The organism is Propionivibrio pelophilus DSM 12018, from assembly GCF_059569095.1.
The window spans coordinates 1-24,983 of sequence record NZ_JCANUT010000030.1 but is presented as its reverse complement, the minus strand read 5'-3'; the positions used below and the strand labels follow the sequence as shown (position 1 = coordinate 24,983).

General features: G+C 60.2%; 29 protein-coding genes. 25 read left to right on the top strand and 4 right to left on the bottom strand.

From position 1 onward, the window contains the following. The first annotated feature begins 5 nt into the window (after positions 1 to 5). Genes lpxD through BO74_RS12780 form a run of 6 tightly spaced genes read left to right on the top strand, consistent with a single transcriptional unit; the run spans position 6 to position 4,801 of the window. Positions 6 to 1,043, top strand: coding sequence for a UDP-3-O-(3-hydroxymyristoyl)glucosamine N-acyltransferase (gene lpxD, locus BO74_RS12805; protein WP_496442780.1), 1,038 nt, complete (start codon positions 6 to 8; stop codon positions 1,041 to 1,043). Between the two features lie 5 nt (positions 1,044 to 1,048). Then, a complete protein-coding gene (gene fabZ, locus BO74_RS12800; RefSeq protein ID WP_305075155.1) occupies positions 1,049 to 1,486 on the top strand; it encodes a 3-hydroxyacyl-ACP dehydratase FabZ in 438 nt (145 codons plus the stop codon). A gap of 19 nt (positions 1,487 to 1,505) precedes the next feature. Continuing rightward, positions 1,506 to 2,276 carry an acyl-ACP--UDP-N-acetylglucosamine O-acyltransferase gene (lpxA, locus tag BO74_RS12795; RefSeq protein WP_496442759.1) on the top strand — a complete coding sequence of 257 codons (771 nt, stop codon included), beginning with the start codon at positions 1,506 to 1,508 and terminating at the stop codon, positions 2,274 to 2,276. Further along, entirely contained in the window at positions 2,273 to 3,457 is a 1,185-nt protein-coding gene (lpxB, locus tag BO74_RS12790; RefSeq protein WP_496442758.1) for a lipid-A-disaccharide synthase, read from the top strand. Before lpxA ends, lpxB begins: the two co-directional genes overlap by 4 nt. Further along, positions 3,435 to 4,022, top strand: a complete 588-nt coding sequence (rnhB, locus tag BO74_RS12785) for a ribonuclease HII (RefSeq protein WP_496442757.1) — start codon at positions 3,435 to 3,437, stop codon at positions 4,020 to 4,022. Before lpxB ends, rnhB begins: the two co-directional genes overlap by 23 nt. Further along, on the top strand, positions 4,019 to 4,801 hold the full coding sequence (locus BO74_RS12780) for a TrmH family RNA methyltransferase (RefSeq protein ID WP_496442756.1): 783 nt from the start codon (positions 4,019 to 4,021) through the stop codon (positions 4,799 to 4,801). The genes rnhB and BO74_RS12780 overlap by 4 nt, the downstream gene beginning before the upstream one ends. Before the next feature lie 6 nt (positions 4,802 to 4,807). On the opposite strand, the gene smpB is transcribed toward BO74_RS12780, so the two are convergent. Then, positions 4,808 to 5,254: an SsrA-binding protein SmpB gene (gene smpB, locus BO74_RS12775; protein WP_496442755.1), complete on the bottom strand. Its 447-nt coding sequence runs from the start codon at positions 5,252 to 5,254 to the stop codon at positions 4,808 to 4,810. Positions 5,255 to 5,330: 76 nt separating this feature from the next. On the opposite strand from smpB, the gene BO74_RS12770 reads away from it, so the two are divergent. The 3 genes from BO74_RS12770 to BO74_RS12760 are packed head-to-tail and all read left to right on the top strand — an operon-like array spanning position 5,331 to position 6,693. Beyond that, the gene (locus tag BO74_RS12770) at positions 5,331 to 5,774 is read left to right on the top strand and encodes a type II toxin-antitoxin system RatA family toxin (protein WP_496442754.1); all 444 of its coding nucleotides are present in this window, start codon (positions 5,331 to 5,333) and stop codon (positions 5,772 to 5,774) included. After that, positions 5,767 to 6,087, top strand: coding sequence for an RnfH family protein (locus BO74_RS12765; RefSeq protein ID WP_496442753.1), 321 nt, complete (start codon positions 5,767 to 5,769; stop codon positions 6,085 to 6,087). The genes BO74_RS12770 and BO74_RS12765 overlap by 8 nt, the downstream gene beginning before the upstream one ends. A gap of 18 nt (positions 6,088 to 6,105) precedes the next feature. Next, a complete protein-coding gene (locus BO74_RS12760; RefSeq protein WP_496442752.1) occupies positions 6,106 to 6,693 on the top strand; it encodes a restriction endonuclease in 588 nt (195 codons plus the stop codon). Positions 6,694 to 6,775: 82 nt separating this feature from the next. On the opposite strand, the gene BO74_RS12755 is transcribed toward BO74_RS12760, so the two are convergent. Further along, positions 6,776 to 7,690 (bottom strand): LysR family transcriptional regulator, encoded by a 915-nt coding sequence (locus BO74_RS12755; protein WP_496442751.1) that lies wholly within the window; start codon positions 7,688 to 7,690, stop codon positions 6,776 to 6,778. Between the two features lie 108 nt (positions 7,691 to 7,798). Here BO74_RS12755 and ttdA point away from each other — a divergent pair, with 108 nt between their 5' ends. The 11 genes from ttdA (at position 7,799) to BO74_RS12700 (ending at position 17,594) form a co-directional block, all read left to right on the top strand. Beyond that, positions 7,799 to 8,698: a L(+)-tartrate dehydratase subunit alpha gene (gene ttdA / locus BO74_RS12750; RefSeq protein ID WP_496442750.1), complete on the top strand. Its 900-nt coding sequence runs from the start codon at positions 7,799 to 7,801 to the stop codon at positions 8,696 to 8,698. Further along, positions 8,695 to 9,306, top strand: coding sequence for a L(+)-tartrate dehydratase subunit beta (gene ttdB / locus BO74_RS12745; protein ID WP_496442749.1), 612 nt, complete (start codon positions 8,695 to 8,697; stop codon positions 9,304 to 9,306). Before ttdA ends, ttdB begins: the two co-directional genes overlap by 4 nt. Positions 9,307 to 9,321: 15 nt before the next feature. After that, positions 9,322 to 10,308 carry a TRAP transporter substrate-binding protein gene (locus BO74_RS12740; protein WP_496442748.1) on the top strand — a complete coding sequence of 329 codons (987 nt, stop codon included), beginning with the start codon at positions 9,322 to 9,324 and terminating at the stop codon, positions 10,306 to 10,308. 58 nt (positions 10,309 to 10,366) lie between these two features. Continuing rightward, on the top strand, positions 10,367 to 10,867 hold the full coding sequence (locus BO74_RS12735) for a TRAP transporter small permease (RefSeq protein WP_496442747.1): 501 nt from the start codon (positions 10,367 to 10,369) through the stop codon (positions 10,865 to 10,867). 4 nt (positions 10,868 to 10,871) lie between these two features. After that, a complete protein-coding gene (locus tag BO74_RS12730) occupies positions 10,872 to 12,146 on the top strand; it encodes a TRAP transporter large permease (protein WP_496442746.1) in 1,275 nt (424 codons plus the stop codon). Positions 12,147 to 12,238: 92 nt separating this feature from the next. Beyond that, a complete protein-coding gene (locus BO74_RS12725; protein WP_496442745.1) occupies positions 12,239 to 13,300 on the top strand; it encodes a tartrate dehydrogenase in 1,062 nt (353 codons plus the stop codon). 30 nt (positions 13,301 to 13,330) lie between these two features. Continuing rightward, entirely contained in the window at positions 13,331 to 13,717 is a 387-nt protein-coding gene (locus BO74_RS12720; RefSeq protein WP_496442744.1) for a VOC family protein, read from the top strand. Between the two features lie 135 nt (positions 13,718 to 13,852). Next, positions 13,853 to 15,430, top strand: a complete 1,578-nt coding sequence (locus BO74_RS12715) for a hydroxymethylglutaryl-CoA lyase-like TIM-barrel protein (RefSeq protein WP_496442743.1) — start codon at positions 13,853 to 13,855, stop codon at positions 15,428 to 15,430. 104 nt (positions 15,431 to 15,534) lie between these two features. Then, positions 15,535 to 15,981: a hypothetical protein gene (locus tag BO74_RS12710; protein ID WP_496442742.1), complete on the top strand. Its 447-nt coding sequence runs from the start codon at positions 15,535 to 15,537 to the stop codon at positions 15,979 to 15,981. A gap of 37 nt (positions 15,982 to 16,018) precedes the next feature. Next, positions 16,019 to 16,426 (top strand): acyl-CoA carboxylase biotin carboxyl carrier protein subunit, encoded by a 408-nt coding sequence (locus BO74_RS12705; protein WP_496442741.1) that lies wholly within the window; start codon positions 16,019 to 16,021, stop codon positions 16,424 to 16,426. A gap of 7 nt (positions 16,427 to 16,433) precedes the next feature. Next, positions 16,434 to 17,594: a sodium ion-translocating decarboxylase subunit beta gene (locus BO74_RS12700; RefSeq protein ID WP_496442740.1), complete on the top strand. Its 1,161-nt coding sequence runs from the start codon at positions 16,434 to 16,436 to the stop codon at positions 17,592 to 17,594. A gap of 336 nt (positions 17,595 to 17,930) precedes the next feature. On the opposite strand, the gene BO74_RS12695 is transcribed toward BO74_RS12700, so the two are convergent. After that, positions 17,931 to 19,799 (bottom strand): sigma 54-interacting transcriptional regulator, encoded by a 1,869-nt coding sequence (locus BO74_RS12695; RefSeq protein WP_496442739.1) that lies wholly within the window; start codon positions 19,797 to 19,799, stop codon positions 17,931 to 17,933. A 214-nt stretch (positions 19,800 to 20,013) separates the two neighbouring features. On the opposite strand from BO74_RS12695, the gene BO74_RS12690 reads away from it, so the two are divergent. Genes BO74_RS12690 through BO74_RS12680 form a run of 3 tightly spaced genes read left to right on the top strand, consistent with a single transcriptional unit; the run spans position 20,014 to position 23,155 of the window. Further along, on the top strand, positions 20,014 to 21,345 hold the full coding sequence (locus BO74_RS12690; protein ID WP_496442738.1) for a GntP family permease: 1,332 nt from the start codon (positions 20,014 to 20,016) through the stop codon (positions 21,343 to 21,345). 26 nt (positions 21,346 to 21,371) lie between these two features. Further along, positions 21,372 to 22,622, top strand: a complete 1,251-nt coding sequence (locus BO74_RS12685) for a 3-isopropylmalate dehydratase large subunit (RefSeq protein WP_496442737.1) — start codon at positions 21,372 to 21,374, stop codon at positions 22,620 to 22,622. 17 nt (positions 22,623 to 22,639) lie between these two features. Beyond that, the gene (locus BO74_RS12680) at positions 22,640 to 23,155 is read left to right on the top strand and encodes a 3-isopropylmalate dehydratase small subunit (protein ID WP_496442736.1); all 516 of its coding nucleotides are present in this window, start codon (positions 22,640 to 22,642) and stop codon (positions 23,153 to 23,155) included. 82 nt (positions 23,156 to 23,237) lie between these two features. On the opposite strand, the gene BO74_RS12675 is transcribed toward BO74_RS12680, so the two are convergent. Next, positions 23,238 to 24,146: a LysR family transcriptional regulator gene (locus BO74_RS12675; RefSeq protein ID WP_496442735.1), complete on the bottom strand. Its 909-nt coding sequence runs from the start codon at positions 24,144 to 24,146 to the stop codon at positions 23,238 to 23,240. Between the two features lie 130 nt (positions 24,147 to 24,276). On the opposite strand from BO74_RS12675, the gene BO74_RS12670 reads away from it, so the two are divergent. Beyond that, positions 24,277 to 24,699 (top strand): tripartite tricarboxylate transporter substrate-binding protein, encoded by a 423-nt coding sequence (locus BO74_RS12670; protein ID WP_496442734.1) that lies wholly within the window; start codon positions 24,277 to 24,279, stop codon positions 24,697 to 24,699. Between the two features lie 23 nt (positions 24,700 to 24,722). Next, positions 24,723 to 24,983 (top strand): helix-turn-helix domain-containing protein (locus BO74_RS12665; RefSeq protein ID WP_496442733.1); only part of this gene is annotated, 261 nt, incomplete at its 3' end.

Below are 24,983 nucleotides of genomic sequence, written 5' to 3'. Positions count from 1 at the left end.
ACAACGTGGTCAGGCAAGCTGGGCGTCGCCTTGGCGAGATCGTCGCGCAACTGGGCGGCGAGCTTATCGGAGATCCGTCGATCGAAGTGTCGCAGGTCGGTACTTTGGCGTCGGCAGAGGCGGGACAGATCGCGTTTCTGGCAAATCCGAAATACCGGCAGCACTTGCAGTCCACACGGGCTTCCGCGGTAATCGTTCCGCCGAGGTTTGTGGGCGATACCGATCTGCCGAAAATCGTTCATCCGAATTCCTACGCATACTATGCGCGGGTTGTCGCCTTGCTGAATCCGCCGGAGGTGCGCCCCCAAGGGGTGCATCCCAGCGCCGTTGTCGAGAGTCCAGTCCCGGAGACCGCGCGGGTAGGTGAGAACGTGGTGATCGGTCGCGATGCGATGATCGGTGAGAACGTCACCCTCTATCCGGGCTGCGTGATTGGCGACCGCGTTTCGATCGGCGACGACTCGGTCATTTATCCGAATGTTGTTGTTTATCATGATTGCGTGATCGGCAAGCGGGCTGTCGTACAGGCGGGGGCGGTGATCGGCAGCGACGGCTTCGGCTTCGCCAAGGACGGCGAGCGCTGGATCAAGATTCCCCAGATTGGTCGCGTGGTTATCGGCGACGACGTGGAGATCGGGGCGAATACGTCGATCGACCGCGGCGCTCTGGACGATACGGTGATCGGTGATGGCGTGAAGCTCGATAACCAGATCCAGATTGCGCACAACGTCACCATCGGCGATCACGCGGCGATGGCCGGCTGCGTCGGCGTCGCCGGGAGTACACACATCGGACGGCGTTGCACGATTGGCGGGGCGGGGATGATCATCGGGCACCTTGAACTGGCCGATGACGTCCACGTCTCGGCCGGGACGATGGTGACCAAGAGTCTGCGTCAGCCGGGCCAGTACACCAGCATTTTCCCTTTGGAGCCGCACGACGAGTGGTTGCAGAACGCGGCGCAAATCAAGCGTCTCGCGAAGCTCGCCGAGCGGGTGTCTGAACTCGAGAAAAAACTCGAATCATTGGAGAAATCATCTTGAATACGATGGATATTCACGAAATACTGAAGCATCTTCCCCACCGTTATCCGTTCCTTCTCGTGGATCGGGTCGTTGACTTCGAGCCGGGGAAATTTCTCCACGCCTACAAGAACATCACGATCAACGAGCCGTTCTTCGTCGGGCATTTCCCGCACCATCCCGTCCTGCCTGGCGTGCTGATCATGGAAGCGCTGGCGCAAGCCGCCGGCATTCTCTCCTTCAAAACGATGGGATCGCTGCCGGACGAGAACTCGGTGTTCTATTTCGTCGGCATCGACAACGCGCGCTTCAAGAAGCCCGTCACCGCCGGCGATCAATTGCACCTGCACGTCGAGATCGCGCGTCAGATGCGCGGTATCTGGAAATACAAGGCCGAGGCGAAAGTTGACGGCGAAGTCGTCGCCGAAGCCGAACTGATGTGCGCCAAGCGCGACGTCGCCTGATTGCGTTCGGGGCAGCCAGATGATTCATCCCACGGCAATCATTCATCCCGGCGCGAAGCTGGGCGCCGGCGTGAGCGTCGGTCCGTACTCGATCATCGGCGAGCATGTCGAGATCGGTGACAACACGACGATCGGCCCGCATGTCGTGATCTCCGGGCACACCCGGATCGGCTGCGACAACCGGATTTTCCAGTTTTCCTCGATCGGCGAGGTGCCGCAGGACAAGAAGTACGCCGGCGAGCCGACCCGCCTGGAGATCGGTGATCGCAACACCATCCGCGAGTTCTGCACGTTCAACCTCGGCACCGCCCAGGACGCTGGCGTGACGCGCATCGGCAGCGACAACTGGATCATGGCCTACGTGCATATCGCCCACGATTGCCAGGTCGGTAACCGTACGATCTTCGCCAACAACTCGCAGCTGGCCGGGCACGTGCATGTTGACGACTGGGCGATTCTTGGCGGCTATACCGGTGTGCATCAGTTCTGCCGGGTCGGATCGCATACGATGACCGCCGTCGGAACGGTCGTCCTGCAGGATGTGCCGCCCTACGTGATGGCCGCGGGCAATTCGGCAAGCCCGTACGGGATCAATGCCGAGGGACTTAAGCGGCGGGGCTTCTCGCCCGAGGCGCTGATGGCCTTGAAGCGCGCCTACCGAACCTTGTACAAGTCTGGCCTGATGCTCGAAGAGGCCCGCGCCAAGCTGGAAGAGGATGCCAAGACGCATCCGGAAGTCCAACTGATCCTCGATTTTCTGGCGGTTTCGAAGCGCGGCATCATTCGATGACTTCCCGGGCGGTACGCATCGCCATGGTGGCTGGCGAAGCGTCCGGCGACCAACTGGCGAGTCATCTGATTCGCGCTCTTCGGGCGAAGCTGCCGAATGCCGAATTTTTCGGCATTGGCGGGCCGAAGATGGAAGGGCAGGGCTTTCGGGCCTGGTATCCCCTCGAAAAGCTTTCCGTAATGGGGTATGTGGAGGTTCTGCGGCGTTATCGGGAGATTTCCGGTATCCGCAAGGACCTGAAACGTCGCCTGCTGGCCGATCCGCCTGATGTATTCATTGGCGTCGATGCGCCAGATTTCAATCTGTGGCTGGAAAAAGCGCTCAAGCAACGCGGCGTGCCGGCCATCCACTATGTCAGTCCGTCGATTTGGGCCTGGCGGGGCAAGCGGATCCACAAGATCGGCGCGTCGGTCTCCCGGATCCTGGCGTTGTTTCCCTTCGAGCCGGCGCTGTACGAAAAGGAGGGGATTCCCGTTACCTATGTCGGACATCCGTTGGCCGACATGTTGCCCGTCGACGATGCGCGCGGCGCCGCGCGGGAACTCCTCGATCTTTCTCCGCAACTGCCTGTGTTCGCCTTGTTGCCGGGGAGTCGTCAGTCCGAACTCGAGCACATGGCCGACACGTTCATCGAGACGGCGAAGCGGATTCACGAAAAACAACCGGACGCGCTGTTCCTGGTGCCGATGGCCACGCGCGAAACACGACTGCTGTTCGAGACGGCGCTTTACCGCTGCAACGCGCGTGATCTTCCGGTCCGGATGTTGTTCGGACATGCGCACGAGGCGATGGCCGCCGCCGACGTCGTTCTCGTGGCCAGCGGCACTGCCACGCTCGAGGCGGCGTTGCTCAAGCGGCCGATGGTCATCGCCTACAAGATGGCGTCGCTCAGCCATCGCCTGATGCGGCGGATGGGCTATTTGCCGTATGTCGGTCTGCCGAACATTCTCGCCGGACGCTTCGTTGTTCCCGAGTTCATTCAGGACGATGCGACGCCGGAAAACTTGGCGCAGGCGCTGCTCAACTATCTGGGTGACAAGGAGACCTGCGCTCGTATCGGGGAGGTGTTCCGCGACATCCATCTGCAACTCCGGCAGAACACCGCCGAGAAGGCCGCCTGTGCGGTTCTGGATTGCCTGCCCGCCGAGGTGCGAAAAGATGCCGTCGCTGCTGCTGCCTGAGGGGCTCGTCTGTGGCGTCGACGAAGCCGGCCGCGGGCCGCTGGCCGGGCCGGTGGTCGCGGCGGCGGTCATTCTCGATCCGCAGCGGCCGATCGATGGACTGAACGACTCCAAGAAACTGTCGGCAAAGCGTCGCGAGGCACTGGCTGTGGCTATCCGGGAACAGGCCTTGGCCTGGGCTGTTGCCGAGGCCAGCGTCGATGAAATCGATCGCATCAACATCCTGCAAGCCAGCTTCCTGGCGATGCGTCGCGCGGTTGAGTCTCTCTCGCTGCGGCCGGAGAAAGCGTTGATCGATGGCAATCGCTGTCCGGCGCTCGATTGTCCTACCGAGGCGATCGTCGGCGGCGACGGCAAGGTGGCGTCTATTGCGGCCGCGTCGATTCTGGCAAAAACGGTACGCGATGCCGGCATGCTGCTGCTGCATGCGGAGTTCCCGATGTACGGCTTCGACCGGCACATGGGCTACCCGACAGCGTTTCATTTACAGGCGCTACGTGAACACGGGCCGAGTCGTGTGCATCGGCGCAGCTACGCGCCGGTTGCCCAGTTGACCTTGCTATGAAGCGCATCGCTTCACGCGACAACGCGCATTTCCGCGAACTGAAGAAGCTTTGCCAGAGCGGGCGCGAGCGGCGCAAGGCCGGGCGTATCGTCCTTGATGGCATGCATCTGATCGAGGCGCACGTCGAGCGATTCGGCCTGCCGCAGGAAATAGTGGTCAGCGAGAGCGGGCTTGCCCGGGGCGAAATCGCACGTTTCCTCGCGGAAGTCGCCGTCGATTCGTCAGTAACTGTGCTCGCCGATGCGCTGTTCGGCGAACTGGCAGTCGTCGATACGCCGAGCGGAGTCATGGCAGTGGCCGCGCTTCCTGGCTGTTCTGCGATGCCGAAACCGGACGTCGATACGCTGGTGCTCGACGGGGTTCAGGATCCGGGTAACCTCGGTTCGATCCTGCGCTCGGCGGCGGCGGCCGGATTGCGGCAGGTGGTGTTGTCGGCCGATTGTGCGCAGGCTTGGTCGCCGAAGGTGCTGCGCGCGGCGATGGGAGCGCATTTCTTCCTGGACATCCACGAAGGTTGCGACCTGGTGGCTTTTCTCGCTGGTTTCCGCGGCGAGTCGATCGTCACCGCGCTCGATGCGGATGACGTGCTCTACGCGCTGGAATTGAGAAGCCCTGTCGCCTGGGTGTTCGGCAGTGAGGGGCAGGGCGTCCGTCCGGAGGTAATGGAAACCGCTCGCCGGAGAATTCGCATACCGATGCCCGGCCAGGTCGAATCGCTCAATGTGGCGGCCGCGGCGGCCGTCTGCCTGTTCGAGACTGTCAGGCAGCGCTTGCGCTGATTCGTCCTACACCTTCGTTCGCATCAGCCGCGCTTTTTCGCGGTCCCAGTCGCGATCCTTCTCGGCCTCGCGCTTGTCGTGCAGTTTCTTGCCCTTGGCGAGGCCGATCTGAACCTTGACCCGGCCGCGCTGGTAATGCAGGTCCAGCGGCATCAGCGTGAAGCCGGCGCGTTCGACTTTGCCGATCAGTTTGCTGATCTGCGCGGCATGCAGCAGCAGCTTGCGGGTGCGGATCGGGTCGGGCTTGATGTGCGTGGACGCCTGCGTGAGCGGCGTGATGTGCATGCCGAAGATGAAAACTTCGCCGTCGCGGACGATCACGTAGGATTCCTTGATGTTCGCGCGACCGGCGCGGATCGCCTTGATTTCCCAGCCTTCGAGCATGATTCCGGCCTCGAACTGCTCTTCGATGAAATAGTCGTGGAAGGCTTTTTTGTTATTGACGATGCTCATGATGTGTTTCCGTTGGATCGTGCGGCGAGGATGCTAGAATCGCCGATTCTACAGGATTCGATGGACGTGGCCGAGAATGCCCCTTGTTGAAAAATCGGTATTGATCGAGCGTTCGGCGCAGCAGATGTTCGATCTCGTCGAGGATATCGAGAGTTATCCTAAATTCCTGCCGTGGTGCAGCGAAACACGGGTCGATTTTCGTGACGACAAGCGAACCGTGGCGACGCTGCACATCAGTTTTCACGCCATCAAGTCGCATTTCACGACCGAAAACGCCAAGGAAAGCCCGACCTGGATGGGCATGAAACTGGTCGACGGGCCGTTTCGCCGACTGGAGGGCGGCTGGCGCTTCAAACCGCTGGCTGAGAACGCCTGCAAGGTCGAGTTCCAGTTGTCCTACGATTTTTCCAGCAAGTTGTTCGAGAAGATCATCGGTCCGCTATTTAGCCAGATCACCAATACGTTCGTCGAGGCATTCGTGAAGCGTGCCGATCAGGTTTATGGGAAGTCGCATGAGTGAACAGATTCGCGTCGAAGTGGTTTATGCGCTGCCGGCAAAGCAGGAACTCGTCGCCGTCAAGGTGGCGTCGGGAACGACGGTGCGCCAGGCGATCGAGGCCTCCGGTCTGTTGGAGAAATACCCCGAGATCGATCTCGCCAAGAACAAACTCGGCGTGTTCGCCAAGCTGACCAAGCCGGATGCTGTGCTGCGCGACCGCGACCGGGTCGAAATCTACCGGCCGCTGATTGCCGATCCGAAGGAAGTGCGCAAGCAGCGCGCGGCCGAGGGCAAGGCGATGAAGAAAGGTGCCGGCGAGCAAGAGAGCGTTTGAACGAGAGAGAGTTATCCGATGCGCCTGAAAATGTCCGACAAGTCGCTTTTCGCCGTCCTGCTGCGCTCGCCGTGGTGGCTGAGTTTTGCCATTGCGCTGATGCTGGGGCTGGCCGTGCGGCTGTTTTCCCCGAGTCGCTATGTCGTGCCGGCGCTGTCTATCTGCATTCCGTTTGTGGTGATCGGATGCATGGCCGCGTGGAAGCAGCTGCGGCTGCCCGGCGCAGGAAAAATCGAGGCAACCGTCGAGGCGGTTTCGGCGATGTCCTGGCGCGAATTCGCCGCCGTGCTGGAAAGCGCGTTTCAGCGTGAAGGGTTCGCGGTGACGCGTCTCGCCGGCGAGGCGGACTTTCGCCTGGAGAAAGCGGGGCGCGTTACGCTGGTGTCCGGAAAACGCTGGAAGGCGGCGAATCACGGCGTTGAACCGTTGCGCGAGCTGGTGAAACAGCGCGAGAAGCAGGAAGCGCACGAGGCAGTCTATATTGCCGTCGGCATCGTCTCCGAGAACGCCCGCCGTTTTGCCCGGGAAAACAACCTGCGGATTATCGGCGGCATGGAATTGACCAGTCTGCTGCGTCTGCCCAAGGTGGCGAAGAGCGAGTCCTGAAGGCGTCGTTATTCTCCTGTGCCGAGCATCCAGCGTATGTCCAACAGGCTGACAACGCGGAAAAGCTGGTTTCCACGGGGGGCTACCACCGGGCGCGTGTTTGAATGACTCCGTGTTCGAAGCGCGTGGCGAGGAAGTCGACAAAAACACGCACTTTGGCCGGCAGGTTGCGTTTCTGGGGATAGACCGCGTAGATGTCCGCCGGTGGAAGCTCGTAATCGTCGAGCAGGATTGTCAATTTCCCATCCTGCACGAAGGGGGCGGCGTCCCATTCGGAGCGCATGATGATTCCGTGTCCCTCCAGAGCCCAGGTCAGTACCGCGCCGCCGTCGTTGCTGCTGAGATTTCCGCGCACCTTCACGCTCTGTGTCTTCCGTGCCTTGGTGAAGTGCCATTGTCCGTAGGCGACGTCGTCCTGGCGAACGATCAGGCAGTTGTGGTGCGCGAGATCGTCCGGGGTCAGCGGGAGTGGACGATCCTTCAGATAGATCGGCGAGGCGAAGATGCGCCGGCGATGGTTGGCGATCTTGCGTGCCATGACCCGGCTGTCCGGCGGCGGACCGAAGCGCACGCTGACGTCGATGTCGCCATCGGCGAGGCTGGCGGGTCGGTCCGACAGCAGCAACTGGATTTCGAGGTCCGGGTACTGGCGCGAGAATTCCGAGATGGCCGGGGCGATGAAGCTGCGGCCGAAGCCGAAGGTCGCCTGAATCTTCAGCAGTCCGATAGGAACCCCGTGGCTGCTTGAGATGGCGTGCTCCAGATCGTCGATTTCGCTGAGGATGCGCTGCCCCTCGGCGAGATAGATTTCCCCTTCCTGCGTCAGGCTGAAGCGCCGCGTGTTACGCGCGATCAGACGGACGCCCAGCCGTTCTTCGAGCTGTGCCAGCCATTTGCTGGCCGCCGACGGGGTGACGTTGAACTCCTGGGCCGCGGCGGAAAGGCTGCCGCTCTTCACCAGCGTGGAAAAGAAGGAAAGGTCGGAGCGTAGTTTCATATTTTCCTGTGTGGAACATATGGTTTGCCAAAATCGGTATTTATGTCCGGGTTGGAACTATATAAATTACCCACGTCGCCCGCAAGGGTGTTGTCAGGAGAGTGGAAATTGGAAAAGCAAGCAGCCGTTCAGTCATTGACTGACACCATGGCGAAGTTCACCGCCTACATCGGCAAGCATCTGCCGACCGATGTCGAAAAGAAGCTCGCGGAACTTCGCGCGAAGGAAACCAAACCGCTGGCCAAGGCGATCTATCTGTCGATGGCCGAAAACCAGGATGCCGCCAACCGGCTCGACCGGCCGAGCTGTCAGGATACCGGCGTCATCCAGTACTTCGTCACCGCGGGGGCGAAGTTCCCGCTGCTCGGCGAACTCGGCGACATCCTCGCCGAAGCCACGCGCGAAGCCACACAGAAGGCACCGCTGCGGCACAACGCGGTGGAAACGTTCGTCGAGAAGAACACCGGGACGAACACCGGGACGAAGGTTCCCTGGCTGGACTGGGAAATCGTGCCGGACGACGACGGCGTGACGATCGACGTGTACATGGCCGGTGGCGGCTGCACTCTGCCGGGCTCGGCCACGGTGCTGATGCCGGGGCAGGGCTATGAAGGCGTTGCCGAATTCGTCTTCAACGTCATTTCCTCGCGCGGCGTCAATGCCTGCCCGCCGCTGCTGGTTGGCGTCGGCGTATCTACCGCCGTCGAAACCGCAGCGCGGCTTTCCAAGAAGGCGCTGATGCGGCCGGTCGGTTCGCATAACGCCGATCTGAACGCCGCGAAGATGGAAAAGCTCCTCGAGGATGGACTGAACGAGATGGGTATCGGCCCGCAGGGGCTGACCGGCACCGACAGCGTGATGGGCGTGAACATCGAGGCGTCTGCCCGCCACCCCTCGACGATCGGCGTGGCCGTCAATACGGGCTGCTGGGCGCACCGGCGCGGGCGCATCCGCATCAACGCCGACATGTCCTACGAAGTCCTGACGCATGAAGGAGCCAAACTGTGAGCAAGAAAGTACTTACCACACCGATCAAGGACGAGGATCTCGAGGATTTGCGGGTCGGCGACGTCGTCTATCTCACCGGTCATATCGTCACCTGCCGCGATGTCGCGCATCGCCGGTTGATCGAACTGAAGCGCGAGTTGCCGGTTGACCTGAAGGGCGGGGCGATCTTCCACGCCGGGCCGATCGTGCGCAAGCTCGACGACGGCAAGTTCGAGATGGTGTCGATCGGCCCGACGACCAGCATGCGCATGGAGAAATTCGAGCGCGAGTTCATCGAGCAGACCGGCGTCAAGCTGATCGTCGGCAAGGGCGGCATGGGGCCGCTGACCGAGGAAGGCTGCAAGAAGCACAAGGCCGTGCATGCCATCTTCCCCGGCGGCTGCGCGGTGCTGGCGGCGACCCAGGTCGAGGAGATCGAGCGCGCCGAGTGGCAGGACCTCGGCATGCCGGAAACCCTGTGGGTCAATCGCGTCAAGGAACTAGGCCCGCTGATCATCTCCATCGACACGCAGGGCAACAACCTGATTGAAAAGAACAAGGCGGAATTCAACGCCAAGAAGGAACCGATTCTGGAAAAGATCTACAGCCAAGTTGGATTCATCAAATAAGGAGGGTTACAAACCATGAAAAAACTCGTCATTTCCTCGCTTCTCGCCGTCAGCGCGCTGTCGCTGGCGTTCCCGGCCTCTGCGGAGGACACGATCAAACTCAAGTTCGGCCATGTCGCGCCGACCGATGAGCCGTATCACCAGGCTGCGGAGAAGTTCGCCGAGCTGGTCAAGAAGAACACCAACGGCGCGGTGGAGATCCAGATCTTCCCGAACAGCCTGCTCGGTGGTCAGCGTGAACTGCTCGAAGGGTTGCAACTCGGCTCGGTCGACATCACGCTGACGACGGCGGCGGTGCTGTCGAGCTTCCTGCCGAAGACGCAGGTGATCGAACTGCCGTTCATGTTCCGCGACAGCGAACACGTCTACAAGGTCGTCGACGGTCCGCTCGCCAAGGAAATCTACGCCGGCGACGAAAAGAAGAAGATGAAGGTGATCGACACCTGGGAGAACGGCTTCCGCAACATCACCAACAACGTTCGCCCGATCGTGACGCCTGACGACATGAAGGGCGTCAAGATCCGCGTGATGGAAAACAAGATGTACATCGAGATGTTCAAGGCGCTCGGCGCCAACCCGACTCCGATGGCGCGCGGCGAACTGTTCACCGGCCTGCAGACCAAGGTGGTCGACGGGCAGGAAAACCCGCTGGGGCAGATCTACACCTCGCGCTTCTACGAGGTGCAGAAGTACGCGACCCTGAGCGGCCATACCTATTCGCCGGAAGCTGTCGTCTTCAGCCTTGCCTCGTGGAAGAAGATCCCGGCCAAGTATCAGGAAGAGATCCTGAAGGCGAGCGCCGAAGCGAAGAAATTCAACCGCGAACTGTCGGCGAAGATGGACAAGGAATACGTCGGCAAGCTCGAGGAAAAGGGCATGACCGTCACCAGGCTGACACCGCAGCAAATCGCGGCGTTCCAGGAAAAGATGATGCCGGTGTGGGATCTGTTCGCCGACAAGATTGGCAAGGATCTGATCCAGAAGATCAAGGACACCAAATAACAGGGTTGAAGCTTGAGAGGGGCGGTCTCCGGATCGCCCTTTTTTCAGCGGAGGGGCAATGAAATTTATCGACACACTTACCAACATCACCGTCGCCTGTGCGAAATGGTGCGGTGTTTCCACCGCCGTCGTCATGACGGTGATGATTTTTCTGCAGGTTATTTACCGCTACGTTCTCGGCGAGTCACTCAGTTTTTCCGAGGAACTGGCGCGCTACATGTTCATCTGGTCGGTCGCCATGGGCTCGGCGCTGGCGCTGCGGACACGCTCGCATATCGGCGTTGAAATCCTCGTCGAGAGGCTGCCGGCCAGCATGGCCAAGCCGGCGAAGGTCCTGGCCTGCGTGCTCAGCCTCGTCTTCTACGGGATGCTGATCTGGTACGGCTTCGAGATGGTCGGCGAGACGATGGATCAGGAATCGGCGGCGCTGGAATTGCCGATGGGCTACGTCTATCTGGCGGTGCCGCTGTCGGCGATTGTGCTGTTCATCTGCGAGATAAAGAATGTCCTGGACGACCTGTTCGTCGCCAGGGGCAACGAATCGGTGAAGGGGGCATAGGGAAATGACTGTCACACTCTTGTTTATTGCGCTGGGCGTCCTGCTCCTGCTCAACGTGCCGATTGCCGTCGCGTTGGGGCTGTCGACAGCATTGTCGATCTGGTACTCGGATCTGCCGCTGACCATCGTCGTGCAACGGATGCTGGCCTCGAACGATTCGTTCCCGTTGATGGCCATTCCGTTCTTCATCATGGCCGGATCGTGCATGTCGCAAGGCGGGGTATCGAAGCGGCTGGTCCTGTTCGCCGATTCGCTGTTCGGCTGGCTGACCGGCGGCCTCGGCATCGTCGCGCAGATCACCGGCGTCTTCTTCTCGGCCATTTCCGGTTCGTCTGCAGCTACGACGGCAGCAGTCGGCGGTGTGCTGTTCCCCGAAATGGAGAAGCGTGGCTACGACAAAAGCTTCTCCGCGGCGATCATCGCGGCGGCGGGGGAAACCGGGATCATCATCCCGCCGAGCGTGCCGATGGTCGTCTATGGCGTCATCGCCGGCGTGTCGATCGGCGACATGTTCCTCGCCGGCGTCGTGCCGGGGCTGATCATGGGCATCTCGCTGTGCTTCCTCATCTATTACAAGTCGAAGAAAGCGGGTTACGGCGGCGAGAAATTCAAGGGCGGCGCCAACGTCTGGAAAACCTTCCGCGAAGCCAGCTGGGGGCTGCTGATGCCGGTCATCATCCTCGGCGGGATCTACGGCGGCATCTTCACGGCGACGGAAGCGGCGGTTGTCGCTGTCGTCTACGGCTTGATCGTGGGCTTCGTCATCTACCGGGATCTGAAGATCTCGCACCTGCCGAAGATCTTCGAGAGCACCGTGATCGGAACCGCGGTCGTCATGTTCATCATGAACGCCGCGGGGCTGTTCAGCTGGGTTATCACCCGCGAGCAGTTCCCGGCGCAACTGGCGGCGTACTTCATCAGCCTGACGACCAACCCGATCGTGTTCCTGATGCTGATCAACGTTTTGTTGTTCATCGTCGGCGTTTTGCTGAATGCCTCGGCGGCGATCACCATCCTGACACCGATACTCGTTCCCATCGTGGTCAAGCTGGGCATTGATCCGGTCTTCTTCGGCGTGATCATGGTCACGAACCTGGCAATCGGCTGCATCACCCCGCCGGTCGGTGTCGACCTGTTCGTCGCGTCGAGCATCGCCAAAGTGTCGATGACCAGTCTGTCGCGGGCAGTCATCAGCTTTATCGGTGTTCTGGTTGTGTGCCAGCTGGTTCTCACCTACATTCCTTCGATTACGATGTGGTTGCCGACGGCGCTGAAATAGCACCGTCGCTTGCGGGCATGGATCGTTTGACGTACTGAGTGAGCGCGATCGTCTGTCCGGATGATCGCGCTTTTATTTGAGAGGAAGGAACGATGAAGGAGTTGAAAATCGCCGTGATTGCCGGCGACGGAATCGGCAAGGAGGTCATGCCCGAGGGGATCCGCTGCCTCGACGCCATTGCCGGCAAGCATGGCATCCGGTTCGTCTGGGACGAGTTCGACTGGGACTGCGACTACTACCTGAAACACGGCGCGATGATGCCGGACAACTGGAAGGCGCTGATTCGCAACCATGACGCGATCTATTTCGGCGCCGTCGGCTGGCCCGAGAAGGTGCCCGACCACATCTCGCTGTGGGGTTCGCTGCTCAAGTTCCGGCGCGAGTTCGATCAGTACGTCAATCTTCGCCCGGCGCGGCTGATGCCCGGCGTGCCGTCGCCGCTGGCGGGACGCAAGCCCGGTGACATCGATTTCTACATCGTCCGCGAGAACACCGAAGGCGAATATTCCAGCGTCGGCGGGAAGATGTTCGAGGGCACCGAGCGGGAATTCGTCGTGCAGGAGAGCGTCTTTACCCGCATCGGGGTCGATCGCGTGATCCGCTTCGCCTTCGAACTCGCGTCGAAGCGCCCGGCGAAGCACCTGACGTCGGCGACCAAGTCGAACGGCATCTCGATCTCCATGCCTTACTGGGACGAGCGCTTCGCCGAGATTGCCAGGGAATATCCCGACGTCCGCACCGACAAGTTCCACATCGACATCCTGACCGCCAACTTCGTCCGGCGTCCGGACTGGTTCGACGTCGTGGTCGCCTCCAACCTGTTCGGCGACATCCTCTCCGATCTGGGGCCGGCGTGCACCGGGACCATCGGCATCGCGCCGTCGGCCAACCTCAACCCGGACCGCAAATTCCCGTCGCTGTTCGAGCCGGTGCATGGCTCGGCGCCGGACATCTTCGGCAAGGGTATAGCCAACCCCGTCGGGCAGATCTGGGCCGGGGCGATGATGCTCGAACACCTCGGCTGTCATGAGGCCGGGGGCGAACTGCTCCGCGCCATCGAAACGGTCCTTGCCGAGGGGGCGCGCACGCCGGATATGGGCGGTAACGCCACGACGAGCGATGTCGGCAAGTCGATTGCCTCGCTCGTCGCCTGATTCATTTTCTGAAAAATGGAGGGTTTTCCTTTGACTCACACAAATCGATCGTACGTGGAGCACGTAGCCATTCACGTCAAGGATGTGCTGTGGCATATCCGCTTTTTCGATGAGGCGCTCGGCATGCCCGTTTACCGTGTGCAAGGTCCCGAGGACTCGCCGCAGCAAGCCTGGACCGTTGGCGGAATCCAGCTTGTGGCGCAGGGGGAAGGGGCCGAAACGACCAGCCTGGTCGGCCATATCGGCGTCGTGACTGAAAATCTCGAGGAGGCGATTCGCGCAGTAACCGCCTGGGGAGCACGCGAGACGCCGAAAGGGCACCACTGGTTGCAGTTGCCGGAAGGGCTGGTGATCGAACTGATTCAGGCTCATGGCAATTCGGTGGCCGAGGCGCTTGCGGTCAATCCGCGCGGATAGCCCCGAAGGAAACGCCGAAATATTCGTCACCCAGGCAAAGGCCGAGGTCCAGTTCGTCGATTTTTCTGGAATCCCGCCTGCGCTGGAATGACGAGTCTTCAATAAATCAGCACTTCTCTAATTCGGATCCTCATCATGAGCAAGAAGATACTTTTCCAGGACACCAGTTTCCGTGATGGCTTCCAGTCCATCTTCGGTGCGCGGGCCCTGACCAAGGATTTCATTCCGGCCGTGGAAGCCGCGGTGGCGGCGGGCATCACCCACTTCGAAGCTGGCGGCGGTGCACGTTTCCAGTCACCGTTCCTTTACTGCGGCGAATCGGCTTTCGACATGATGGACGCCTTCCGCAAGGCCGTCGGCCCGGACGTCCGTCTGCAGACCCTCGCCCGGGGGATCAACGTCGTCGCGCTTGAGCAGCAGCCGGCCGACATGATCGACCTGCATGCCAAGATGTTCAAGAAGCACGGCATGACCCGCATCCGCAACTTCGACGCGCTCAACGACGTCAACAACCTCATCTACTCCGGCCAGTGCATCGCCAACGCCGGCCTCGAACACGAAGTCGTCGTCACCCTGATGGAACTCCCGCGCGGCTGCTCCGGCGCGCACGACCCGGAGTTCTACACCAAGACCCTGCGCGACATCCTCGACTCCGGCGTGCCCTTCTCCAGCGTCTGCTTCAAGGACGCCTCCGGCACCTCCAACCCGCGCAAGGTCTATGAGACCTTCAAGCAGGCCCGCAAGCTGCTCGGCGACAAGGTCGAGTTGCGCATGCACACCCACGACACCTGCGGTACCGGCGTCGCCCAGTACATCGCCGCCATCGAAGCCGGCTGCGATGGCATCTGCGTCGGCCGCGCCCCGCTCTCCGGCGGCACCGCCCAGCCCGACCTGTTCTCCGTCTGGCATGCGCTGAAGGGTACCGAGTACACCCTCGACATCGACGTCGACAAGGTCATGGAAGCCAACGAAGTCGCCAAGGAATGCCTGAGCGACTACGAATTCCCGCCGGAAGCCCTGGGGATCGATACCGAAGTCATCTTCAGCCCGATGCCGGGTGGTGCGCTGACCGCCAACACCCTGATGATGCGCGAGAACAAGACCTTCCATAAGTATCCGGAAGTCATCAAGGCCATGGCCGAATGCGTCGCCCGCGGCGGCTTCGGCACCTCGGTCACCCCGGTCTCCCAGTTCTACTTCCAGCAGGCCTACGCCAACGTGATGCTCGGCCCGTGGAAGAAGATCACCGAAGGCTACGGCAACATGGTCCTCGGCTACTTCGGCAAGACCCCGGTCGCCCCCGATCCCGAGATCGTCAAGATCGCCTCCGAGCAGATGAAGAAACCGGTATTCACCGGCGACCCGATCAAGGGCCTTGAGCCGGGCATCCCGAAGGCCAAGAAGGTGCTGGAAGAAAACGGGCTGCCGGTGACCGACGAAAACATTTTCATCATCGGTGCGCTGGCGACCAAGGGTGGCAACAAGGGCCTGGACTTCCTCAAGGGCAACTTCAAGGTCTCCGTGCCGAAGAAGAAGCCGGCGCCGGCCGCGGCGCCTGCGGCTCCGGCCCCTGCACCGGCTGCCGCACCGGCGCCGGCAGCGCCCGTTGCCGCAGCGCCTGCCGCCGTGGTCTCGGCAGCGCCGGGCAGCGTCGTTGCCTACAACCTCAGCGTCGAGGGCAAGTCCTACCATCTGCGGGTCGAGACGCTCTAAGCGGCTGCGTGCCTGGTGCGTTCAGCATTGGGTACGACTCTTCTTCCACGGCGTGGTGTTACCTCTTTGTTTCACTGAATTTCATTAACGGGAAACAACCTACCATGAATTCTTTGCAGTCAAATGTCCTGATTCTTGCCAGCGCAGAAGGTGTGGCGGCAGCCCAGACCGGCGAGGCACAAGCGACCGTTGCGACCACGCAGGTACCGGCAAAAAAGTCACCCTTTTCAGAGAAGCCGACGATGGGAGAGATCGTCGAGTTCCAGGCGACGGGCTTGCTGGTGGTCTTCGTCGTCCTTGGGGCGATTACGGGCATTAGCATCTTGCTGTCCTGGTGTCTGAAGACTTTTCTGCCTGCTCAGTATTACGGCAAAACCATGCCGGTCGCGGCCAAGTCGGTGGGTGCTGCACCCGTGGCCAGTGCGCCGATAGTGGCTCCTGGCGGCCTTGGCCAGGAAAAAATTCTCGTATTGCTGACGGCCGTGGCGCACGAGATGTTCGGTTCGTCCGCTTCTGTCGTTTCGTTCCGCCCCACGGGAAGCTCGGTTTGAGTATTCATTCCGATTTCAGTCAAAAGGAAAATTAATCATGAAAAAGCTCAGAATCACGCTGGAAGGCAAAACCTACGATGTTTGTGTCGAAGTCGCTGATGGCGCTGCTGCTCCGGTAGCCGCTCCTGCCGCCGCTGCGCCTGCTCCGGCGCCTGTTGCGGCCGCGCCTGTTGCAGCGCCGGCCCCCGCTCCCGCGCCGGCTCCGGTAGCCGCTGCTCCTGTTGCTGCTGGGGCTGGTGCCGTTGTCTGCCCGATGCCGGGAACCGTGTTCAAGATTCGCGTCGCCGTGGGTGAGCAGGTCGCTGCCGATCAGGAACTCGTCGTGCTCGAAGCCATGAAGATGGAATCGCCGATCTATGCGCCTGCAGCGGGAACCGTGTCCGCGATTCTGGTCAAGGAAGGTGATGCCGTTTCCGAGGGGCAGGTTCTGGTTCAGCTGAGCTGAGGTCGCCATGACTGGGATTTTTGAACAATTCTGGATCATGATGACCACCACCACCGGGTTCTCGCAGATCACCGGTGGGATGGTCATGATGTGGGCGGTTTGCGCCGTCCTCTTCTATTGCGCCATCGTCAAGCAGTATGAACCGCTGCTGTTGCTGCCGATCACCTTCGGTGCGCTCCTGGCCAACATCCCGACCATGGGGGTGTTGAACGAGCCGTTCGTCGATAACCTGGTGCACGTTCCGGGCGGGCTGTATTACTACATCTCGCAGGGGATTCACCTGGAGCTCTTCCCGCCGATCATCTTTCTCGGTGTGGGGGCGCTGACCGACTTCGGTCCGCTGATCGCCAACCCGCGAACTCTGTTCCTCGGGGCGGCTGCGCAAGTCGGCATATTTGCGACGATGTTCGTTGCGGTTGTCAGCGGCGTGTTCACGCCGGGCGAAGGTGCCTCTATCGGCATCATCGGTGGTGCAGATGGTCCGACCTCGATCTTCACGGCGAACAAGCTGGCGGCTCACCTGATTGGCCCGATCGCGGTGGCGGCGTACACCTACATGTCGCTGGTGCCGTTGATTCAGCCGCCGATCATGACGGCCTTGACCACCGATGCCGAGCGGAAGATTCGCATGAAGACGCTTCGCCCGGTCGGCAAGCTCGAGCGGATCATGTTTGCCATCGTGGTCATGGTGATCGTGTGTCTGGTCGTTCCGCCGGCTTCGCCGCTGGTCGCCATGCTGATGCTGGGCAACATCATGCGTGAGTCGGGGGTTGTCGAGCGTCTGACCAAGGCGTCCCAGAATGAAATCATCAATATCGTGACGATTTTCCTGGGTACCTCGGTCGGTCTGACCATGGACGCGGCGAACTTCCTCAGCCCGAAAACGCTGATGATCATCTGTATCGGGGTTATCGCGTTTGCCGTGTCTACGGCGGGTGGTGTGTTGCTGGCCAAGCTGATGAACAAGCTGTCGCCGAGCAACCCGATCAACCCGCTGATCGGATCTGCCGGGGTTTCCGCCGTGCCGATGGCGGCGCGTGTCTCCCAGGTGGTCGGGGCCAAGTACGACAAGGGCAACTTCCTGCTGATGCATGCGATGGGACCGAACGTTGCAGGTGTTATCGGAACGGCTGTCTGCGCGGGCTACTTCATCTCTCGCCTGGGGTGATTGTTCGCTCAAGGCCTTGAAGGTTTGCCAGCACGGCCCCTGCTTCGCAGTGGGGGGCAGGAATGTGTTGTTGAAATACTCCGGGTTTGGGGACGGGCCGCTTCCCGGTGGGGGCCGGGAAGCGACTCCTGTGAGCCGGAAGGGGTGTGCACCTGCATGCCTCTTCCGGCGCTCACTTTTTGTTCAATGATAAAACCAGTACGTAACGGCAATCGCTCCGACCGGACCACCCGGCGGCCCAGAGATGGATAGTGGCTGCAGGTCGAAGTGCTCTGATCGATCAGGGGCGGGCGCGGCAGGCGCATGAGCAAGGGTGGCGTTTCGTCGCTGCCACCCTTATTTCAAGCCATGCTGCCGCATTTTTCGCCACAAGGTGGTTCGTCCGATTCCCAGTATTTCGGCAGCCAGGGTGTATTTTCCTCTGGCTTTGGCCAGGGCGTTTCTGATCTCGGCGATTTCGTCATAGCCAGCCAATGTCTCCGGTGCGTACTCAACCGGCTCCTCCAGATCTGCCAGCGCCAGTTTGACCGCGTCGGCGCTGATGCTTTGCTGCTTGCACGAGACCATCAGGCGCTGGACGATATTTCTCAGCTCTCTGATGTTCCCAGGCCAGTCGTAACTCTCCAGAGCATTCACCGCACTCGGCGACAACCTCTTTCGCCGGTCGGTCGCGTGCTCCTGAAGAAATGCTTCTGCGAGTGCGCCGATGTCCTGTTTGCGAGAACGCAGGGGTTGGAGGCGAAGTTGAAGTACGTTCAGACGATAGTACAGGTCGGCGCGAAATGCGTTCTGGTCGACGAGTTTTTTAAGGTTCTTGTTGGTGGCGGCGATGACGCGGACGTCGATTGGAATCAGCTTGTCGCTACCGAGGCGCATGACCTTTTTTTCCTGCAGGACGCGGAGCAGCTTTCCTTGTGTCGTGAATTCGATTTCGCCAATCTCGTCGAGAAATAGGGTGCCACCGTGCGCCATCTCGAACACGCCCGGCTTTCCTTTCTGGCTGGCGCCGGTGAACGCGCCACCCACGTAACCGAATAGCTCGCTTTCCAGAATCTGGCCGGGCAAAGCTGCGCAGTTGATGGCCACAAACGGCCCGTCTTTGCATCGGCTGTAGCTATGGCAGCTTTGCGCGAACAACTCCTTGCCGCAACCGGTTTCTCCAATGATCAGGATCGACGAATCGGCCAACGAGTAATCCTTGGCGATTTCGATCGTGCGCCGGACATCTTCGTTCCGGGTCACGATGTCGGCGAAGGTGAAACGGGCAACGTGCCCAGTCGCGTAAATGCGTTGGCGAACCTGGGCTTCCACCTTCTGGATTTGCGCGACGTCCTGAAAGGTGACGATGACGCCGACGCACTGCTCGTTGACGAGGATGGGCACCGTGTTGCACAGCACGTCCGTGTCGTTGATGCTGAGGATCTGGCCGAGATCCTCCTGGCCGGTCGCGATGACGTTCTGGATGCGCAGAGTCGGCCATACGTCGGCAATTTTTCGTCCCATTACCTCGCTGCTGCGCAAACCGGTGATCCGCTCGGCAACGGGGTTGAAGACGGAGATTCGGGTTGTTTGATCGACGGAGAGAATTCCGTCGTAGGAGTAGTCGAGCACGGCGCGGAACACTTCCGCTTTCGCCTTTTCGATGTTTCGCGCATGGGCGATTCGCCGCGCCTCCGCGACGGCCTGGATGATTCCCTCACGGCCGCTCTCGATCAATTCGGCCGGATAGCCGAATTTTTGCGTGGCAAGGAGCGTGACATAGCCACCGACAACGACATCGGCCCCGTCACTAAGCGCCTGCTTGACCTGATCTTCGACTTCATGCTCGGACTCCAGGGGATAAAGTCTCAGGTCAATTCCCAAAGCGGAAATCAGACTTTCGATTCCCCTGATCATCGCCGGGAACGCCACGGCGGCGATGTGGGTTCCATGGCATTTTGCCTTTTCGATAGCCCGAATAATGTCGAACCCGGTAACAGGGATGTCGACAACGATTGCGTCCTGTCCTGAATCGCGAATCGCTGAGGCGGTTCCGCCTCGACTGATGACGATCTCGGTGCCTCGTGAAACGAGCGATGAAACAACGCGGACTCCCTCGCTCAGTAGCCCGACAGAAAAATCAATATCCTTGTCGTTGCCTTCAAGAGCACAGCGTGCCTCGTCAAGAAGGCGTTCTGCCGGGGCAAGAAATGTAATTTTCGTCATTGAAGATTCTCTTTGCGATGAGCTTATGTTGGGTGGGGGCGCTGAATTATTGCATGATTGAAACTTTATGGTACGTGTGTGAAACGATATGGAACATTAGCTCTTCGGCATCTCGGATGATTGCTTGTAACATGCTGTTTATATGTGTGTTTTTTGTTTGGCATGGTCATTGCTAAGCAACTGTCGGATTTTTCCATCACACAAGGAGGGTTATATGTCATCCATAATGGCCTTTGGAATTGGCCTCGTCGTTCTACTGTTTCTCGCGATCAAGCTGCGCATCAGTGCCTTTGTGGCACTGCTTGTCGGCGCGGTAACCATCGGTCTTTTGTCCGGCATGGAAGGCGTTGCCGTCGTCAAGGGAATTACCGAAGGGTTCGGGAAAACCCTGAGCAGCATTGGCATCATCATCATCTTCGGCGTGATGCTCGGAAAGTATCTGGAAGATTCCGGCGGGGCGCGTCGGCTGGCGGTCGATTGCGTCCGGATGCTCGGGCAGAAGAAGTCGCCGTTCGCCATGTCCATCGCCGGTTACCTGATCTCGATTCCGGTGTTCAGCGACGTCGGATACGTCATCCTTTCCCCGCTCGCCAAGGCGATTTCCAACAAGAGCGGCGTGGCGTTTTCCGCGCTGGCGGTCTCGCTGGCGGCGGGTCTTTTGGCGACACACGTTTACGTTCCGCCGACGCCCGGGCCATTGGCCGTTGCCGGATTGCTGAAGATCGATATCGGCCGTGCGATTGCCTATGGCTCGTTCGCCGCGATCTTCATGACGCTGTTCGGCTGGGCCTGGGCGATGTTCTACGTGGCCAGAAAGCACCCGGAAGCCTATCAGTACCACGCGACCAGCACGGATACGCCGGCCGATGTCACCAGCGAGAAGGATATGCCGGGCACGATGCCGTCGCTGTTTCCATTGCTGTTCCCGATGGTGCTGATCCTGCTCAATACGACGAGTTCGATGCTCCTTGGCAAGAAGCACCCGGTGGCGCAGATCTTCGCTTTCATCGGCGATGCCAACGTCGCTCTGGCACTCGGCACGGTATTGGCCATCGTCATGCTCGGCAAGCGAATCGGCAAGGAAAAGGTCCTGAAGATCATGGATGCGGCGCTAACCGAGTCCGGCCAGATCATCTTCATCACCGCGGCCGGTGGTTCGCTTGGCGCGATCCTGAAGATCTCGGGGGCGGGGAATGCCGTTGCGGACTACGTGGCGCAGAGCGGCCTGCCGTTCATCCTGATTCCGTTCGTTATTTCCGGCCTGCTCAAAGCCATTCAGGGTTCTGGCACGGTCGCGGTCATTACCGCGGCTACGCTCTGCGCTCCGATGGCCGCACAACTGAATATGGATCCGATTTTGATCTTCCTGGCCACCGGTGCGGGTGCCCGCCTGATCTGCCATGTCAATGACAGTTTCTTCTGGGTATTCACCAAGATGAACGAGTACGACATGAACATGGGCCTGAAGACGTTGAGCATCAGCGGTTTGCCGATGGCGCTGGGTGGGTTGTTTGCCACCTGGCTGGCTCAAATGTTCATGCTGTAAGACGTAACGCAATCAAGGAGCAAGCAATGCACGCAATTGAAAAAATCATGTCTCGGGCCGCTGGCAAGGACAAGGTGGTTACCGGCGAAATCGTCAACTGCGAGGTCGATCTCGCGGGTGTCAACGACCTCTATCTGCAAACGATTCGCTCGTTTCACGAAATCGGCGGCACGCGGGTTTACGATCCGAAAAAACTGATCGTCTTCCTCGATCACTACGCCCCGGCCTCGTCGATCATGCAGGCGGCGAACCAGAAACAGTTCCGCGAGTTCTGTTGGGAGCAGGGCATCGATCTGCTGATGGACATCGATCAGGGGGTTTGCCATCAGGTCCTGGCCGACAAGGGGTTGGCGTATCCCGGGCAACTGCTGGTCGTCACCGATTCGCACACGACGACGCACGGGGCCTTCGGTGCCTTCGGTACGGGCGTGGGTGCGACAGATCTGGCAATCATCATGGCCACCGGCAAACTGTGGTTCCGCGTGCCGGAAATCATCCGCATCAATCTCGAAGGCACAGTACAGCACGGCGTCTATGCCAAGGACGTGATCCTGCACATCATCGGCAAGCTGGGCGCCGATTACGGCGTCTACAAGGCCATCGAATTCACCGGGCCGGTACTCAAACAGTTCAGCATGTCCGAGCGCATGGCGCTGTGCAACATGACGACCGAGATGGGCGCGAAGACTTGCTACATCCAGCCCGACGAAATCACGATGGCGTACGTGGATGCCAAGGTTAACGCTGACTTTGAGATCGTCACGACCGATCCGGATTTCAAATACGCCGAGGAACTGTCCTTCGATGTCACTACGATCAAGCCACAACTGGCCGCCCCGAGTAGCGTCGACAACGTCTTCGATCTGGCACAGTACGTCGGGACACCGATCGATCAGGCCTATCTCGGTTCCTGCACCGGTGGTCGGGCCGATGACCTGGCCATCGCAGCGAAAATCCTCAATGGCAGGAAGATCAATCCTCGCTCGCGCTTCGTGATCGTGCCGGCGTCCAAGGGCGTCTTCCTCGAAGCGATGCAGAAGGGTTACGTGCAGACGCTCGTCGATGCCGGTGCCACCTTCGTTACGCCCGGATGCGCGGCGTGTCTGGGTACGCATGAAGGGATGATTGCCTCGGGCGAAACCTGCATCACTACGACCAACCGAAACTTCCCGGGGCGCATGGGGCACAGCGCCGCGAAGATCTTCCTTGGTTCGCCGGCCGCCGTGGCCGCTGCCGCGCTGGAAGGCAAGATCACCGACCCCACCCCCTATCTGTAAATGAGGAGTACGCGTCAATGAAAGAAAAAATCATCAAGGGCAAGGCCTTCGTTTTCGGGGCGAACATCGACACCGACCAGATCTATCCCGGCCGCTATCTCGAACTGACCGATGCGGAAGACCTCGCCAAGCACGCGATGGAAGGGGCCGATCCTTCCTTCGTCAAGGAGTTCGTCGCCGGCGATATCGTCGTCGCGTCGAGCAATTTCGGTTGCGGCTCAAGCCGGGAACATGCCGCGGTGACACTGCAGGCCGTCGGCGTCGGTGCGGTCATTGCCGATTCGTATGCTCGCATTTTTTATCGCAACGCGATCAATCTCGGGATTCCGCTGATCGTCTGCAAGGGAATCAGCGCGTTGGTCAGCAAGGGAGATGTGCTGCAGGTGGAGTTCGGCACCGGGGTGGTTACCAACGTGACGACGGGCGCAACGGCGCAGGCCGAGCCGTTCTCAGAGTACACGCTGAACATCCTCTCCAGTGGGGGGATCAAGCCGCTGATCAAGGCACAGATGATGCAAGCTGCCGGCGTCTGAACCGTGCTCTTGTACTGTTGAAATAACCTGAGTCAGGGACGAAGTTGGCGCATCTACAAAGCGACGGCACGAGAGAAAATCCTCAGCCGTCGGAAATGGTGCTGAACTCGCCCGCGAACGCCAGGAAATGCTTCAGCAGCGGTGAGTCGTCATCGCTGCGCGAAGCGATCAGCAAGCGGCTCTCCGTCCCCTCGGCGTCGATCGTCCGATAAGCCACCCCCGGGATTCCCGTCCGCGTATAGATCTCCGGGAGGATCGAGACACCCATTCCGGCGGCGATCAGCCCGAGGATCGTCGTGCCCTCCCGCGCTTCCTGGCGGATTCGCGGGCCGAAACCGGCGCGACTGGCCAGGGTGCTGACGTGCTCGAACAGGCCGCACCCCAGGCCGCGCGGGAAGAGGATGAAGTCCTCGCGTGCCAGCGACTCCATCGGCACCGGGGTGTTCATGACGGCCAATGGATGCGAAACCGGCAGCACGGCAACAAGCCTGTCTTGCCAGAGCTCCTTGACGGCAATCCCCGCCGGCGGATAGAAAAATGGAGAGGGGCGCAGGAAGCCGACGTCGATCGTCTTGTCGGCGAGTGCCTGCAGTTGGCCTGCCGTCGACATGTGCACGAGATCGGCAATCACGGCAGGATGGCTTTCCCGGTACTTCTGCAGGATGCTCGGGAAGGCCTCGAACATGGGAACCGAAGCGGTGAATGCGACACGCAGTTCGCCGGCTTCGCCACGCACCGCCTGTCGCACGATCTCGCCGGCACGATCCAGTTGCGACAGCGCTTTCCGGGCGCCGTCCAGCAGAAGTTCCCCGGCATTGGTCAGTTCGACCTTGCGACTGTCGCGTTTGAAGAGCTGGGCGCCGAGTTCTTCCTCCATGGCGCGGATCTGCAGACTGAGCGGTGGCTGGCTGATGTGCAACCGGCGGGCGGCGGCGCTGAAACTGAGTTCCTCGGCTACCGCGACGAAATATCTGAGCTGACGGAAATCCATTTTTCTATTTGATAACCATATAGCTGAGGCACAAAAAATGTATTAGACAATATAGAGCAGCGAATCCTAACATGCCCTGGTAGGTCGAACTCTGATTCCAAAAACATCACAGCCATGAAAGGGGATAAGCATGTGGATTCTTAACACGTTCTCGCGGTTATACAGAAGTACGGCGGTCAAGGCGATCGTTTGCAGTTCGCTGATCTCGATGGCCCACGCGGCGGACGGCAATCTCGTACGCATTGTCGTGCCGTATGCCGCTGGCGGGGGTGTCGATGTCGTAACCCGGACCGTGACCGGGAAAATGGCCGAGATTCTCGGCGAAACGATCATCGTGGACAACCGCCCGGGTGCCTCGACGAACCTGGGGTCCGAGTTGGTCGTTCGCGCGAAGCCGGACGGGCTGACGTTGCTCACAGCCTCCAATACGCTGGCGAGCAACGGTGCGCTGTTTTCGAAACTCACGTTCGATCCGGCGACCGACCTCGTGCCGATCGGTTCGATTGGAAACTCTGCGTTGGCGCTGGTGGTTATTAACCCGGCCCTTAAATAGGCTGTTTGCGGTATGATTTCCGCATGGAAAAGATTGATGCGCGCAAGCTGGGTTATGAGGGGCGAGATACGCTGCGGAAGATGGTGCTTCGACTGCGGAAGCAGTCGGGCCTGAGTGGCGTTGAACTGGCGAAGGTGGCAGGAGTTCATGTCCGGACGGTTCAGGCGTGGTTGCGAAAGGCACAGACCGCCGGCGAGGGTTCCCTGACAGAAAGGCTGCGTGGACGTCCCCCCGGCGCGTGCCGAAAACTGTCGATGGTGCAGGAAGTCTGGATTCGACAACGC